The organism is Winogradskyella sp. UBA3174 (assembly GCF_002364335.1).
GTDB lineage: Bacteria > Bacteroidota > Bacteroidia > Flavobacteriales > Flavobacteriaceae > Winogradskyella.
Map to the genome: position 1 here is coordinate 114,569 of NZ_DEXW01000039.1, position 16,616 is coordinate 131,184.

The 16,616-nt window shown below is 31.8% G+C and carries 17 protein-coding genes; 13 read left to right on the top strand and 4 right to left on the bottom strand.

What is annotated here, in order from left to right; translation table 11 throughout:
- Positions 1–65: 65 nt before the first annotated feature.
- The 4 genes from B2U95_RS06380 to dapF are packed head-to-tail and all read right to left on the bottom strand — an operon-like array spanning position 66 to position 3,322.
- Positions 66–974 carry a DUF2279 domain-containing protein gene (locus tag B2U95_RS06380; protein ID WP_296313923.1) on the bottom strand — a complete coding sequence of 303 codons (909 nt, stop codon included), beginning with the start codon at positions 972–974 and terminating at the stop codon, positions 66–68.
- 3 nt (positions 975–977) lie between these two features.
- Entirely contained in the window at positions 978–2,021 is a 1,044-nt protein-coding gene (gene mltG / locus B2U95_RS06385) for an endolytic transglycosylase MltG (protein WP_296313925.1), read from the bottom strand.
- A gap of 3 nt (positions 2,022–2,024) precedes the next feature.
- Positions 2,025–2,549, bottom strand: a complete 525-nt coding sequence (locus tag B2U95_RS06390; RefSeq protein WP_296313926.1) for a GNAT family N-acetyltransferase — start codon at positions 2,547–2,549, stop codon at positions 2,025–2,027.
- The gene (dapF, locus tag B2U95_RS06395) at positions 2,543–3,322 is read right to left on the bottom strand and encodes a diaminopimelate epimerase (protein ID WP_296313928.1); all 780 of its coding nucleotides are present in this window, start codon (positions 3,320–3,322) and stop codon (positions 2,543–2,545) included. The genes B2U95_RS06390 and dapF overlap by 7 nt, the downstream gene beginning before the upstream one ends.
- A 153-nt stretch (positions 3,323–3,475) precedes the next feature.
- Here dapF and B2U95_RS06400 point away from each other — a divergent pair, with 153 nt between their 5' ends.
- The 13 genes from B2U95_RS06400 to B2U95_RS06460 all read left to right on the top strand — a co-directional run.
- Positions 3,476–4,888 (top strand): trypsin-like peptidase domain-containing protein, encoded by a 1,413-nt coding sequence (locus B2U95_RS06400; RefSeq protein ID WP_296313930.1) that lies wholly within the window; start codon positions 3,476–3,478, stop codon positions 4,886–4,888.
- Between the two features lie 137 nt (positions 4,889–5,025).
- Complete coding sequence (locus B2U95_RS06405; RefSeq protein ID WP_296313932.1) at positions 5,026–6,474, top strand: glyceraldehyde-3-phosphate dehydrogenase; 1,449 nt, start codon at positions 5,026–5,028, stop codon at positions 6,472–6,474.
- Positions 6,475–6,619: 145 nt separating this feature from the next.
- Positions 6,620–7,249, top strand: coding sequence for a tRNA (guanine-N1)-methyltransferase (locus B2U95_RS06410; protein ID WP_296313935.1), 630 nt, complete (start codon positions 6,620–6,622; stop codon positions 7,247–7,249).
- 50 nt (positions 7,250–7,299) lie between these two features.
- On the top strand, positions 7,300–7,548 hold the full coding sequence (locus B2U95_RS06415; protein WP_296313937.1) for a hypothetical protein: 249 nt from the start codon (positions 7,300–7,302) through the stop codon (positions 7,546–7,548).
- A gap of 27 nt (positions 7,549–7,575) precedes the next feature.
- Positions 7,576–7,932 carry a hypothetical protein gene (locus B2U95_RS06420; protein ID WP_296313938.1) on the top strand — a complete coding sequence of 119 codons (357 nt, stop codon included), beginning with the start codon at positions 7,576–7,578 and terminating at the stop codon, positions 7,930–7,932.
- A gap of 105 nt (positions 7,933–8,037) precedes the next feature.
- Positions 8,038–8,358: a hypothetical protein gene (locus B2U95_RS06425; protein WP_296313940.1), complete on the top strand. Its 321-nt coding sequence runs from the start codon at positions 8,038–8,040 to the stop codon at positions 8,356–8,358.
- Between the two features lie 42 nt (positions 8,359–8,400).
- Positions 8,401–8,556: a hypothetical protein gene (locus B2U95_RS06430; protein WP_296313942.1), complete on the top strand. Its 156-nt coding sequence runs from the start codon at positions 8,401–8,403 to the stop codon at positions 8,554–8,556.
- A gap of 218 nt (positions 8,557–8,774) precedes the next feature.
- Positions 8,775–9,452, top strand: coding sequence for a tRNA (guanosine(37)-N1)-methyltransferase TrmD (gene trmD, locus B2U95_RS06435; protein ID WP_296313943.1), 678 nt, complete (start codon positions 8,775–8,777; stop codon positions 9,450–9,452).
- 121 nt (positions 9,453–9,573) lie between these two features.
- Positions 9,574–9,924 (top strand): 50S ribosomal protein L19, encoded by a 351-nt coding sequence (gene rplS, locus B2U95_RS06440; protein ID WP_296313945.1) that lies wholly within the window; start codon positions 9,574–9,576, stop codon positions 9,922–9,924.
- 1,035 nt (positions 9,925–10,959) lie between these two features.
- Entirely contained in the window at positions 10,960–11,145 is a 186-nt protein-coding gene (locus B2U95_RS06445) for a pentapeptide repeat-containing protein (RefSeq protein ID WP_414727668.1), read from the top strand.
- 189 nt (positions 11,146–11,334) lie between these two features.
- Positions 11,335–13,554 carry an NADP-dependent isocitrate dehydrogenase gene (locus tag B2U95_RS06450; protein WP_296313947.1) on the top strand — a complete coding sequence of 740 codons (2,220 nt, stop codon included), beginning with the start codon at positions 11,335–11,337 and terminating at the stop codon, positions 13,552–13,554.
- A 138-nt stretch (positions 13,555–13,692) separates the two neighbouring features.
- Positions 13,693–16,068 carry a TonB-dependent receptor gene (locus tag B2U95_RS06455; RefSeq protein ID WP_296313949.1) on the top strand — a complete coding sequence of 792 codons (2,376 nt, stop codon included), beginning with the start codon at positions 13,693–13,695 and terminating at the stop codon, positions 16,066–16,068.
- Positions 16,069–16,071: 3 nt separating this feature from the next.
- The coding region (locus B2U95_RS06460) for a DUF4249 family protein (protein ID WP_296313950.1) at positions 16,072–16,616 on the top strand (545 nt) is incomplete at its 3' end.

A 16,616-nucleotide genomic window follows, 5' to 3' on the forward strand; every position in this document is an offset into this window, starting at 1 on the left:
GCGTGCAAATATAAGCCTTTTTCACAACTATTGAAAACCAATCGATTAAGTGTTAAAAAATTAACTTAAAAGTAGATATAATGCATCTTTACCCGACCATTGCTATTTAGCTCTAGCGTAGGAAAAGGTATCTTAATAACGTTTAAAACGTCAAAAATGGTTTTAAGAATGTGAGAGTTTGTCTTAATTTGGCTTAAATCAATATCCAAACTGAGGTAATATTGGCGTGTTCTATTCTGATTTAAAAATAATAGATCATTAGGGTCACCTGTTAGCATACCATCTGCTCCATAACCAAATGCAAGATTTAACCAATTTGGAATACCATCTGTTTTTAAGAATGAATTAATATTAGCACTCAACCAATAAGTTTGTCCATTATAGTCTTTTAGAAACTCTTCAAATATTCCGCTTCCTAATATATCTGGACGTTGCTCTGCAAAACGAGTTCTATGAAATGAATACTTTAACAGAACCCTCTGTTCTTTCCATAATAATTCTTGCCCAACATACAATCCTGTACCAGCAATATTTGCAGCCATATCTGACCATGAAAATCCCCATTCTTCAGAAAAACCATCCATCACCTCTATGGCAGTTAAAAAGCCCAACCCTAATGTAGAACCGTATAATAGTTGGTTTTTTTTACTAACTCCTGCCCAGTTTAAGGTATTTGCTCCAACCCTGCCTAATTGGTATGAGGAAAACACATGCCCTAACTTATCCATTTGCAACCATTCATTACTATCATTTATAGTTTTAAATGAAGATCTCGGATAATCTGTATACCATAATTGGTTTAAACCAACTAACGTTAGTGTTGCCAATGAAGCTTCAGATATTACAACTGTGTTTCTTCTTTGTTTATTTAAAGAATCACTTGGTTTTAAAAACTGACTTAAATGAGATTGAGAAAAGAGCGCACTACTTAGTAAAAGAAGAAAAATAATACTATTGTAATGTAAAAGCTTCACGTCTTATTTATTAATGCCTTGAGACGATAAATAGCGTTGGTACTCGCGTGCATTATTATTATGTTGTGCTAAACTTTTAGCAAACTTATGATAACCTATGCGCTTAGAATCTGCTGCAAAATAAAGGTAACTGTGCTTTTCTGGACTCAAAACAGCTTTAATAGCAGAGATATCTGGCATAGCAATAAGACCAGGTGGTAAACCTGCATTTTTATATGTATTGTACGGCGACTTTATGTCTTTATGAATATTTAATACACGTCTAATAACTGTATTTTTATATTGTGGCAATTGGTACGCTGCAAATTTTAAAGTCGGATCTGCTTGTAACGGCATGCCAATTCGCAACCTATTTAAATAAACACCTGCAACTCTTGGTTGCTCATCGGCTTGCTTAGATTCCTCATAGACAATTGATGCTAATGTCATTATGTCATTCTGTGACAAATTAAGTTTTTTTGCTTGTTCTTTCCTCGCTTCTGTCCAAAAACGATTGTATTCTTTAAGCATCTTACCTCTAAAATCTTTAGCTGAAGTGTTCCAGAAAAACTCATAACTATTTGGCAAATACATACCAAGTGAAGTTGCTTTTGAGAATCCGTTTTCATTCAAAAAGTCATCATCAGTCATTGCTTTATATAACTCTAAACTATCGACTTCAATCTGCTTGCTTATTCTACCTGCTAAATCTTGTAAACTATTTTGGTTATTAAAAGCTATTTTAAATGGTAGATTTTTACTTCTTATAGAATTAATAATCTCATTATTATTCATTCCTTCAGAGATTGCAAAACGCCCAGCTTTTATGTATGAAGTATATTTTTTTTGCCTCGCTAAAGCATCAAAAGTATTTATATCGTCTAATAAAGGTAGTAACTGATTTCTAACTTGAGAATATGTAGCATCAGTTGGTACATAAATATATTCGGCTTCTGTGCTAAATTTTGTGTTAGGCTGAAACATTGCACTATATATGTAGTATGCAACTAGTCCAAATATAATGAGACCTATTATTGCTATTGCCCAAAGAATCTTTTTTATGTACATAAATTAATTATTAATACGTTGTAATATAAATTCATTTTGAAATTGACTCCCATCAAAAACCCAATTCTTCTTTAATCCTATTTTAACGAATCCATTACCCTCAAATAGTTTTAAACTCGCTAAGTTAGTTTCTGAAATATTAGCGTAAACTTGATGTAAGTGCAACGTTGTAAAACAATAGGTAACTAAAAGTGATAGTGCTTCTTTACCATAACCTTTATATCTATCTGATTGGTCTTTAATTAAAATACCTATACCTGCGCGTTTGTTTTTAATATTAAAATCGAAAACATCTATCAAACCAATTGTATTGTCTTTAGTATCACAAATAGCAAGTCTAAGTTGTTTGGCTTCAAATATATCTTGCTGAGCATTATCAAGATATTGTTTTATTAAAAATCTCGAATACGGCGTTTGTGTGTCACTCAATTCCCATAACGACGTGTCGTTTTCGATATCATAAATAAAATCTAAGTCTTCAGGCTCTAAAGCTCTTAAATAAATATGTTTACCCTGTAAAGTTACCATTCTATTTTTCCTTTAAAAACCTGTTCCGCTGGTCCGATAAGCCAAATATTGGTGTAACCCTTTTCAATTTTATTAAACGTAATTTTCAAGCTTCCACCAAGAGTTTCTAATGTTACTTCTTCATTTTTAGTTATACCACTGTTGTGCATTGCTAAAGCAACCGCAGTAACACCTGTGCCACAAGACAAAGTCTCGTCCTCTACTCCACGCTCATAAGTTCTTACAGCAAACCTATCTTCTAAAATTTGTTCGACGAAATTTACGTTTGTACCAGCCTTATTATAAGGTTGGCCATATCTAATTTGTGCGCCTTCAGATTTTACTTCAAAATTTTCTAAGTCAGAAGCCATTTCTACATGGTGCGGTGAACCTGTATCTAAAAACTGATGATTTTCAAAAGTCTGAATTTCAGAAACATCTTGCATTTGAAGATGAATGATACCCCCTTTAGTTTTCGCTTTATGCAGACCATCTGTTGCTAAAAACTCAGCCTCATCAACTACAATACCTAGAAATTTAGCAAAAGCTGTAATACAACGTCCACCATTACCGCACATACTACTTTCCTTACCATCTGCATTGTAATAGACCATTTTAAAATCTGAAGTATCATCATTTTCTAATAGAATAAATCCGTCAGCTCCAATACCAAAACGTCTATCACAAAGCTCTGCGATACGTTTGGTATCGTTTTTGTTTATTAATTGCAAACGATTATCTGCAATAATAAAATCATTGCCTGTACCTTGATATTTATAAAATGTCATTATCATAATTACTCGCAAATATAAGAATAATAGCGTGTATGTTGTGTTGTTAAAACACAGTTAAAGTTGACGTTAAATAGTCGTTAAAATGACAATTACGATTCAATAAATATCTAAATTTAATCGTTATTATAATTAAACTTAAAACTGAAAAAAATTATGAAGAAGATTATAACATTAGTATTCGTTTCGGTGTTGGGTGGTTTATTAACCTTAGGTGGTTATAAACTTTTTATTGAAACTGACATCCAAAATAAAGCAACAGTTGTACAAGTTTCTGACTTACCAATTTATGTGCCTACAAATAATAAGGTTCTAAATAATACGTCTATAATAGCTCCGAACTTTGTTGAAGCAGCTGAAAAATCGTTAGACGCTGTAGTACATGTAAAAAACACATCTATAGTTAATGTACCGATGTCTTTTCAAGACTTATTTTATGGCCGAAATTCTCAGCGTGCCCAAGTTGGTACAGGTAGTGGAGTTATTATTTCACCAACTGGTTTTATTGTTACCAATAACCATGTTATAAAAAATGCTGATGATATTAGTATAACATTAAACGACAATAAATCTTACACAGCTGAACTTATTGGTACAGATGAATCTACTGATATTGCTTTATTGAAAATTGAAACTGATGAAGATTTACCATTTATGGCTTTTGGAGATTCGGATATTGCTAAAATAGGAGAATGGGTCCTCGCAGTTGGTAATCCTTTTAATTTAAACTCTACAGTTACTGCAGGAATTATTAGTGCTAAATCTAGAGATTTGAGCGGGAGAAATACGCAATCATTTATACAGACTGATGCTGCAGTAAACCCAGGAAATTCAGGTGGTGCACTTGTAAATACTAATGGTGATTTAATTGGTATTAATACCGCTATATCGTCTCAAACTGGCTCTTATATAGGCTATTCATTTGCAGTACCAAGTAATATTGCCAGAAAAATAGTTAACGATATTATGGAATATGGCAATGTGCAAAACGGCATCCTTGGAGTCGTTGGTGGCGCATTAGATAGTGAAGCTGCAGAAAAACTTGGAACTGACGTTACAGAAGGGTTTTATGTAAGTGAAGTAACGGAAGGTACAGGTGCAGAAAGGGCAGGGATTAAATCTGGTGATATTATTAAAAAAATAGATAACGTTGCGATTAATAAATTTTCTGACTTAACAGGCTATTTAAAAACAAAGAGTCCAGATGACACTGTTAATATAACGATATTAAGAGGTGATGATGAAGAAATTTTACCAGTAACATTATTAAAACCAAGTATTATAAAATTACCAACAATTGGTTTTGTTAAAAATGCCTCTAAAAAAGAACTAAAAAAACACAATACTGGTTATGGTGTGAAAATTTCAAATTTAAGCGAAGTTGATTATCAAGACTACTGGTTGAGTAGTGGTGTTGAAGAAGGAAATATTATTACCAGTATAAATGGTAAGAAATTATATTCTATAGACGATGTGCAAAATGCCATGAAAACAAGAAAATTTAATGAACCACTTCAAATTGAAATTATAAATAAAAATCTCGAAAAAGCGGTTTATAATTTTAGATAAAACACATAATAAACAAACAAAAACACCCCTTGAAAGCAATATTCTTTGAAGGGTTTTTATTTTCGTTAAAATGCGCTACGAAAACGTTTGAAATATGTTATTTTTGGGCAAAATTTTAAACAATTAAACCAAAAAAAATGGGTTTTAACGACACTTACGAAAAAGAGTTAGCGTTTCAAGCAGACCGTCGCAGAGCAACGGTTGAATTTATTAAAATCATTAGCGATTTATGGTACGACAAGTCTATTGAGCTTGTCATATTTAGAAATCAATTAATGGATAGAAACGTCAGTGAAATTTTAAACTTGCACGAATATGCAGGTGAATTTGTTCAGAAACCAATTTCTATTTTTGACTCTGTTGAAATTGCTCAAGCTATTAGCGCTTTAGATCTTCCGCCTGCAAAATTAGATATTGGTAAATTAACTTATGAGTATCACTTAGAAGATGAAAAGTATAATAATGCTACTGCATTTGTTTCTGATAAATTAGGAAGTGCAAAAAACAACAAAGGTATAAAACCAAAAGATGTTGTTTTATATGGTTTTGGTAGGATTGGTAGATTAGTTGCTCGTGAGTTAATGACACGAACTGGTAAAGGTAATCAGCTACGATTGAGAGCTATTGTAACACGAGGTGAAATAAATGCAACTGTACTAGAAAAACGTGCTTCATTATTAAGAAATGATTCTGTACACGGAGATTTTTCTGGGATGGTAAGTATAGATGCAGAAAACAGTGCTTTAATTATTAACGGTACAACTGTAAAAATAATTTCTGCTAATGCACCAGAAGATATTGATTATACAAGTTACGGAATAAACAAAGCTTTAGTTATTGATAATACTGGAGCCTTCAGAGACAAAGAAGCCTTAAGTAGACACTTAAAAGCTAAAGGAGTTCATAAAGTTTTATTAACTGCTCCAGGAAAAGGAATTCCTAATATTGTACATGGTGTTAATCATTTAGAACATAACCCAGATAAAGTAAATATTTTTTCTGCTGCTTCTTGTACTACGAATGCAATTACTCCTATTTTAAAGGCTGTTGAAGATTCTTTTGGAGTAAAGACAGGTCACTTAGAGACCATACATGCTTATACTAACGATCAAAATTTAGTTGATAATTTTCACTCTAAATATAGGAGAGGACGTGCAGCAGCTTTAAATATGGTCATTACAGAAACTGGTGCTGGGAAAGCCGTGAGCAAAGCATTACCATCTTTAGAAGGTAAGTTAACATCTAATGCTATTAGAGTTCCTGTACCTAACGGATCGCTAGCTATATTAAGCTTAGAGCTAGAGAATGAAACTTCTGTAGAAAGCATGAATACAATCATGAAAAAATATGCTCTAGAAGGTGATTTAGTTGAACAAATTAAATACGAAATGAGTGATGAGCTTGTGTCTAGTGATATAGTTGGTAGTTCAGCACCATCGATCTACGATAGTAAAGCTACAATTGTAAGAGCTGATGGTAAAAATGCTATACTATATATATGGTATGATAATGAATATGGTTATAGTCACCAAGTGATTCGACTTGCAAAGCATATTGCTAAGGTGAGACGTTTCTCTTATTATTAATAAATATAACATCTAAAATAAAGTTTAAAACGTATATACAATAGCCTCACAATAAGTGAGGCTATTTGTTTATTAATTATATGATGTAATACTCATAAAATTAGTATCTTGACAATCGATAAACCAAACCAAAATTATATTACACATGAAATTCTTAATCAAAATTTCTCTTATACTACTTATTTCATTTAGTTTTCAAACTATAACAGCACAAAGTCAGGCACAAGAAGACGAAGAGGACAAATTTTCTTTAAAAAGCGGTACAATAGATAGTCAATTTGAATATGTGTTTAGAAAATCTGGTAATTTTAAAGGAACTAACGGACAAAAGTACGAAGCTGTTAAATTCGCTTCGCTTTTAACCTTGAAGGCAAACGTTTTAGACTCACTAAAAACAACGTATTTTAAATTAAAGAGTTCTGAAAACGTAGTTGATAAGCAGACTATAGAAATAGAAAGTTTAAAAACACAATTGGGTAACACAAAAAGTGACTTAAGTCTGACAAATTCCGAAAAAAACAATATGGCTCTACTAGGCATGCAAATGAGTAAAGTAAACTATAATGTTTTAATGTGGAGTGTTATTTCTGCATTATTAGCGTTCCTTTTACTCTTTATCTATAAGTTTAAAGGCAGTAACTTTTTAACTAAAGAAGCAAAGCGAAAATTAGATGAACTTGAAACTGAATTTGAAGAACACAGACGTGGTGCTTTAGAAAGAGAGCAAAAAGTACGTCGTCAGTTACAAGACGAATTAAACAAGAATAAAACCTAAAGCTTTTTAGATATAAATTTAAATCCGTAATTTTCATTACGGATTTTTTTATGACCATAGTTAAAGCAAATATTGACCACCTAGAACATATTGTCCCCCTTTTTAATGCCTACAGAAGTTTTTATAGACAGAAAACTGATAAAGAAGGTGCTGAAAAATTCTTAATAGAACGGTTTCAAAAAAAGGATGCTATTCTTTTCATTGCCTATATAGAAAATGATGCTGTTGGCTTTATACAACTTTACCCACTACTCTCTTCTGTTTCGATGAAATCCATGTATTTATTGAATGCTTTATAGTTAACTATTATAAATGCTTTTATTAATATGAATACGATTAAAACGATACTTTTAAAACTTCCAGAATACTTACTTATAGTATCTGTACTATTTTATTGGATATCTGCTAGTGTTATTTTTAACCCAATAGCTATAATTCTATCCGCTATATTGGTAATTCAACTTGTTATAAAGAATAGAACACTTGGTATACTAATACCTATCGTATTAATACTAGTGTGTTGTTTTATGTTATTAGCGCTGTTTTCAGAATTTAATGAATTTCCGACCTTTAATAATGATGCAAAAGAATTGTTATTTGTCGGTTTGTCCTTTTTTATAGGCACTATTCTAATATCTGGTTTAATGCTTTATAAATATTCAAATTTCAAGTTATCTAATTAGCTGTATTGAAAATCTCGTTTTCACCTTTTTAATTACATTTTATGAGAAAAATAATTTAAAAACTTTCAATTTTAATGTCACTTTTGTCTTTATTAAGTTGCGAAAATGGTGATAACAATTCAGATATGCTTAATACAAATAACCTTTAAGACCTATCATCCACTCAACGGAAATGCTATGGATTTAATAAACGCTAACAACGGCATTATAAATGGTGCTATACCAACTCTAGATAGTAAAGCTTATATTTTTGATGGTTTAGACGATACCATTAATATTCAATATGCTGAAAATTTAAACTTTCAAAATTATTTCACCATTTCTGCGTTAATAAAAACGGACGAAATTAAAACACAACCGATTATAAGAAAAGGCACTCAAGTAAATGGTGAAAATGCTAGTCCATATTATTTAGGGTTATCATAAACTAATGACATTGTATTTGGCATATATACTAACACTTGTGATATGCTATATAAAGCCAGAAAAAAGGGCTACAAAAGAGATACTTGGTACTTAATCACAGGTGTTTTTAAAGACAACATAATATCTCTTTATGTCGATGGTATACTTGAAGCATCCGAGGAAATCAATGGAAACTTAAATTACATTGATACCTATTAATTGGAACCAGATTAAACTTAACTAGCAGTACTTTTAACGGCTTTATTGATGGTGTGAGGCTTTTGTGACTCGAGGCTCTCGGAAACAGAGATAAATCAATTACCAAACAATTAATCTCTTACTCCTGACTTCGAGCAACGGATCTCCATTAACTTCTAAAAATACACCTACAAAAACTTCGTAATTAACCATATCTTTACGACCTATTTAGATAAACAATGCGCATAGATATTCTGACTGTATTACCCGAACTTATTAAAAGCCCTTTTGAGGCTTCTATTTTAAAACGTGCTATAGAAGCAGGTTTGGTAGAAGTTCATTTTCATAATCTTAGAGATTACGCAACAGGTGGCTATAAAGCTATTGATGATACGCAGTTTGGTGGTGGTGCTGGAATGGTAATGATGATTGAGCCTATAGATAAATGTATTACAAAACTAAAATCTGAGCGTAACTACGATGAGATTATCTATATGACACCGGATGGTGAACGTTTAAACCAAGGCATTGCAAATACAATCTCTTTGAAAGAAAATATAATGATTCTTTGCGGTCATTATAAAGGTGTAGACGAACGTGTACGAGATATGTTTATCACCAAGGAAATTTCTATTGGCGACTATGTCTTATCTGGTGGAGAATTAGGAGCAGCTGTTTTATGTGATGCTATTATAAGATTAGTACCTGGTGTTTTAGGAAATGAGACTTCTGCATTAACAGATTCTTTTCAAGACAATCTATTAGCTCCACCAATTTACACAAAGCCTAGAGAATACAAAGGTCATAAAGTGCCTCCCGTTTTGTTTAGCGGTAATTTCCCGGAAATTGAAAAGTGGCGCGAAGAGCAAGCTTATATACGGACGGAAGAAAGACGACCAGATTTATTAGAAGATTAAAATCTTTTAATTTTTAGCTTTTTACTTTTAACTTTTTAATTATATTTGCATCCGATTTTAGATTAACCTCTGGCGAGAATCGCGAATGTTGATTTAGAATAACCATTATAAATAAAATAAAATGAATTCTTTAGTAAAATTTGTACAAGACGAATTTGTAAGCCGTAAAGACTTTCCGAAATTTGGTGCTGGTGATACAATCACAGTATATTATGAGATTAGAGAAGGTGAAAAGGTTCGTACACAGTTCTTTAGAGGTGTTGTATTACAACGCAAAGGAACAGGAAGTTCTGAAACATTTACAATCCGTAAAATGTCTGGAATTGTTGGTGTAGAACGTATCTTCCCTGTTAATCTGCCTGCTTTACAGAAAGTAGAAGTTAACAAAAAAGGTAAAGTGCGTAGAGCTAGAATATTCTACTTTAGAGGTCTTACTGGTAAAAAAGCAAGAATTAAAGAAGTTAGAAGATAATTCTAATTACATAATATTAAAAAGAGCCTTCAAATATGAAGGCTCTTTTTAGTTTATTAACTTTTGTTAATAACTGTCGTTCATAAGTTGTTGATATATAATTAGTTAAAATATTTGTTTATATGAAATAGTTATATAAATTAGTTGAACAATTAACAACAAACCTAGTTTGATTTTAAAAGTAATTTTAGATTTATGTTAAATTGCAATAGAGTAACGTTCTTTATTTAATGAGATTGTTTTTTGAGGTTAACGAACTCCTTGTGTAGGCAAGTGTTGCTTAGTTAATCATGAAATTTAAATATCATAGCATACATAATAGGTTATAATATTTAAATGGAAAGCTTGGAAAAAGTAATGGAAACGAAAGTAGACATGAAAAGGAAAAGCAATGTTTTAGGTCGTATCAGACACGTAAGTGAATTATAAAAAAAGAAACATCAAGAAAAACAAATCTTATGAAACTTAGTAATATCAGGTCTATACATTTAGAAAGATATGAAACGTTTCACCGAAGCAGAAACACTCGAACTGAAAAAGGTGTTGGTGTAAGCCATAAACCTGAGTTAGTGAAAACTAAATAAGTCGTGTTAGTACTGTTTCTAGAGAAGCCATGTCAGCACAGTTTAACTGTAGTGATATGGCTTTTTGTTTTAGCTGTAGTTAATCTGTATTCTTTTACTACGAATCTCTCACTAATAGATAACCAAAATTTCGAAAACCAAAACAACACTAAAAATCACTTAACTATAAGGAGAATATAGTGACTGTACATTAACAACATGTGATTTTGAAAATTCTGATATCTCAAATATTACATTTCTAGAATGTAGATTTATTAATTGCAATCTTAGTAATAATAATGTAATGCGTTCAACGTTAAACGATGTAAGCTTTGAATAATTTAAGTTAGTTGGTGTATTCTTTCAAAATTGTAATGACTTTTTATTAGTATTCAGCTTTACGGATTGTATATTAAATCTAAGTTCATTTAATAACATAAAAATTAGCAAGAAGAAATTTACAAATTGTAAAATGCAAAATATAGACTTCACAGATGTTGAAATTAAAGGAGCATCTTTTTCAAACTATGATTTAACAGATTCATTATTCGATAACACTAATTTAGAGAAAACAGATTTTTATACTGCCTATAATTTCAGTATTAATCCTTCTCAAAACCAGATAAAAGGCACTGTTTTTTCTAAAGAAAACTGCTAAGGGCTTTTAAATAGTTTTAATATTAGACTTAAATAAGGCCTAAAAAAGAATTCCGACTTCAGATTACACAAATCATTCTAAATTTTAGCAGTTTACTAACACTATCGCGCTTACAAAACTGTATCAATTTTGTATATTCGCAAGACTCAAAATTAAGTTATTACGCAATCAAAAATATTATAAAAACACATGACAAAGACAGCGAAGATTGTTTATACAAAAACTGATGAAGCACCAGCTTTAGCGACCCGTTCATTTTTACCTATAGTAAAAGCATTTACAAAATCATCTGGAATTTCAATTGAAACAAAAGACATATCATTAGCAGCAAGACTATTAGCTGTATTTCCTGATTATTTAACAGAAGATCAGAGGGTAAGTGATGCTTTAACTGAACTAGGTGAACTTGCTAAATCACCAGAAGCAAATATCATAAAACTACCTAATATTAGTGCTTCTATGCCTCAATTAACTGATGCTATTGAAGAATTACAAGCTAAAGGTTACAAAATTCCTGACTACCCAAGTAATCCATCGAACGCTACTGAAAAAGAAATAAAAATACGTTATGATAAAATTAAAGGTAGCGCAGTTAATCCAGTATTAAGAGAAGGGAATTCTGATAGGCGTGCTCCTAAAGCTGTTAAAAATTATGCGAAAAAGAACCCTCATAGCATGGGAGCTTGGTCAGCAGATTCTAAGACACATGTATCTACAATGTCTAAAGGTGATTTTGCTCATAATGAGAAATCAGTGACGCTCCAAGAAGCAACTACAATAAAGATTATACACACCGATGCTAGCGGCAATAAAACGGCTTTAAAAGAAGGTTTAGACTTATTACAAGGTGAAATTATCGATGCAACAGTAATGAATAAAAAAGCATTAATCGCGTTTTTAGAAGAGCAAGTAGAAGATGCTATGGATAAAAGTGTGCTGTTTTCTTTACACATGAAGGCAACAATGATGAAAGTTTCTGATCCAATAATTTTTGGCCATGCGGTTCGTGTGTTTTTCAGTGATTTATTTAAAAAACACAGCAAAACATTCGATAAAATCGGTGTAAATGTTAATAACGGTTTCGGAAATCTTCTTGAAAAACTAGGAGAGTTAACAGAAGATAAACGTGACGAAATAAGAGACGATATTAGATTTGCTTTAGATCATGGAGCAGATTTAGCTATGGTAAATTCAGATAGAGGTATTACAAATCTTCATGTACCAAGTGATGTTATTATTGATGCATCTATGCCAGCGATGATTAGAACATCTGGTCAAATGTGGAATGCTGAAGGACAGCTACAAGACACAAAAGCAGTCATACCAGATAGCAGTTATGCTGGTGTTTATATCGCAACAATAGACTTCTGTAAAAAACATGGAGCATTTGATCCTACAACAATGGGCACAGTACCTAACGTAGGTTTAATGGCTCAGAAAGCAGAAGAATATGGATCTCACGACAAAACTTTCGAAATTTCTTCGAAAGGAAAAGTTGAAGTTATAGACGCTAATGGTAACTCATTAACATCTCACAAAGTTGAAGCTGGTGATATTTGGAGACTATGCCAAGTTAAAGATGCACCAATACAAGACTGGGTAAAACTGGCTGTTAAAAGAGCAAGAGCATCAAAAACACCTGCAGTTTTTTGGTTAGACAGCAAAAGAGCTCATGATGCTGAGCTAATTAAAAAAGTGAATAAATATCTACTAAACCATGATACTTCTGGATTAGATATAAGAATATTATCACCGATTACAGCTACAGAATTTACACTTAAGCGTGTTAAAGATGGTGAAGATACAATCTCAGTTACAGGAAATGTTTTAAGAGATTACTTAACTGATTTGTTCCCCATTCTAGAATTAGGAACAAGCGCTAAGATGCTTTCAATTGTACCATTAATGAATGGTGGTGGATTATTTGAAACAGGAGCAGGTGGATCTGCTCCTAAACATGTTCAGCAATTTCTTAATGAAAACCACTTACGTTGGGATTCTCTAGGTGAATTTTTAGCACTTGCGGTTTCTTTAGATCATTTTGCAGAAGTTAATGATAATAAAAGAGCAAGCATCTTAGGAGAAGCATTAGACAATGCAACAGAAAAATTATTAGAAAATAAAGAAGGCCCCTCTAGAAAAGTTAATGAGTTGGACAATAGAGGTAGCCATTTCTACATTGCAATGTATTGGGCTGAAGCTTTAGCGAATCAAAATGAAAACGAAGAATTAAAATCTGAATTTACAGAAATTTATAAAACACTATCTTCTAATAAAGAAGCTATAATTAAAGAACTTATAGATTGTCAAGGTGAACCTGTTAATATTGAAGGTTACTATTTACCTAGTGAAACTTTAGTAAGCAATGCCATGCGCCCGAGTAGTTTACTAAATAAAATTTTAAACTAATAAACAATAGAAATAAAGTTTATGTTAAAAGCTTCTGTAAGGAAGCTTTTTTTTATTCTTTTTAATTTAATTTTGAATAAAAAAAGATTTCATATAAATCTTTATTGAAAATCAACAATCAAAAAATCATTCATAAATATGATTAAACATATTAAAAGAATTTTATTCTTTTTTTTACTATGTCCTTTATTTCTTTTAGCTCAAGAAAAATTCACGCTCAGTGGAAGTATCTCAGATAGTGAAAGTAATGAGACACTTATAGGTGTTAATATTTTAATACCTCAAATACAGTCAGGTACAATTACAAATGAATATGGTTTCTACTCTATTACTTTACCAGAAGGAACTTATGAGGTTACCATCAGCTATCTAGGTTTTAAAACAATCACAGAAACTATTGTATTAACAAGTGATCTTTCCAAAAATTATAAACTTTTAGAATCTGCTGAAAGTTTAGGTGAAGTGGTTATTACAGATGATGTAGAACGATTAAATATCAAAAAGCCTCAAATGAGCGTTAATTCGCTTTCCATAAAAACTATTAAAAATATGCCTGTGGTTTTGGGTGAAGTAGATGTTATAAAATCTATAACACTGCTACCAGGTGTTACTAATGCTGGTGAAGGTTCTTCTGGTTTTAATGTAAGAGGAGGTGGTGCCGATCAAAATCTTATTCTTTTAGATGAAGCAACCATCTTTAATTCATCGCATCTTTTTGGTTTCTTTTCAGTTTTTAATCCAGATGCTATAAAGGATATTAAACTATATAAAGGAGGTATTCCTGCTAAATATGGTGGACGTGTTTCTTCAGTGTTAGATATTTATCAAAAAGAAGGAAATAGCAATAAGTTTCAAATGAATGGAGGTATTGGCTTAATCTCTAGTCGCTTACTTGTCGAAGGCCCTTTGAAAAAAGGAAAAGGATCGTTTTTACTAGCTGGTCGTAGTAGTTATGCACACTTATTTTTACCACTATTCGATTTAGACAATGTCGCCTATTTCTATGACCTCAATACAAAGTTGAGCTATAACATAAATGACAATAATAGTATTTTTCTTTCAGGATATTTTGGTCGTGATGTGTTTGAAATATCAGATAGTTTTGAAAACACCTATGGGAATTCAGTCGTTAATTTTAGATGGAATCATTTGTTTTCGGATAAACTATTTTCAAATTTATCCTTAATATATTCCGACTATTTTTATGGTTTGACATTAAATTTTGTTGGATTTGATTGGGAATCTGGTATTCGGAATTTTAATATTAAATATGATTTCAAACATTATATAAGTAACAATTTTAAACTAGAATACGGTCTAAATAGTATATACTATAAATTTAATCCTGGTGAAATTAATCCAATATCAGAGGACTCGGGTATCAACTCTTTTAAACTAATTGATAAATATGCTTTCGAAAATGCTATCTATGTTGATGCAGAGCATAAAATTAGTGATAAACTGTCTGTAAGTTATGGGGCAAGACTAAGTACGTTCCATCGCCTTGGCCAAGACGAACTAAATGTCTATGCAGATGATAATCCTGTAGTTTTTAACGAAGCTATTGGTATTTATGAGAAAGCTGCACCAATAGGTACCGAGACTTTCGACAGAAGTGACGTTATAGAATCTTTTGCTAATCTAGAACCACGTTTGTCGGTTGCTTACCAACTTAATGATAATTCGTCTGTAAAAGCGAGTTATAATCGTATGAGCCAATATTTACATCTATTATCTAATACCAATTCGCCAACCCCTTTAGATGTCTGGTCGCCAAGTGGTAAATTTATAGAGCCACAACTACTAGATCAAGTTGCTATAGGCTATTTTAAAACCTTTAAAAACAACGAATACTCACTAGAAGTGGAAAGCTTTTATAAGACCATTCAAAATCTTATAGATTTTACTGATGGCGCTAATTTAATTGCGAATAATGCCATCGAACAAGTTGTTTTAAATGGTGAAGGCCGTGCTTATGGCTTAGAAGTACTTTTTAGAAAAAATGAAGGACGCTTTACAGGATGGTTGGCTTATACACTTTCGAAATCCGAACAAAGAACACCAGGCAGAACCGCTCAAGAAACAGGTATTAATAATGGAGAATGGTACAATACACCCTTCGATAGAACACATGATATTTCATTAACAGGAAATTACGAATTAAACAAAAAATGGTCGATTAGTTCTAATTTTTTATTTCAAACGGGTCGAGCTGTAACGTTTCCGAACGGTCAGTACCAATATAATGGTTTGGTAATCCCTAGCTATGAGGCTAGAAACTCCAGCAGACTGCCGTCTTATAATCGTTTAGATGTTGCTTTTAATTACAACCCAACCCAAGATAGTACTAAAAATTTTAAAGGAGAATGGGTATTTGGTATTTACAATATTTATAATCGCAGAAATGCAGCAAATATTAATTTTACAGAAAATAGAACGACGGGCGGGAACGAAGCTGTAAGGCTCGCTATTTTTGGTATAGTACCGTCAGTATCTTATAATTTTAAATTTTAAAGAATGAAAAAACTAACTTATATATTCGTCATCTTTTCAATTCTCTTCTCTTGTGAGGACGTTATAGATATCGAGCTTAATGAAGCAGATCCGAGATTAGTTATTGAAGCGTCTATAGATTGGTTTAAAAATACGACAGGAAACGAACAATCTATAAAATTATCTTTATCAGCTCCATTTTTTGACGAATCTACGCCACCCGGAAATGATGCAGTTATTGAGATTACCGATACAAATAATAACACTTTTAATTTTATAGAAGATGGCAATACTGGCATTTATCGAAATACAAATTTTATTCCTGTGATAGATCAAGACTACACACTAACTATAAATTATAATGGTGACACATATTCTGCCACGGAAAACTTAAAATCGGTAGTTCCAATTGACTTTATTGAGCAAAATAATGAAGGTGGGTTTAGTGGCGAAGATATAGAGTTAAAAGCTTTTTATACAGATCCTGCCAATATAGACAATTATTATTTCTTTGAATTTATAACTGAAATTTCTGTAGTTCCAGACTTGGATGTATTTGACGATACCTT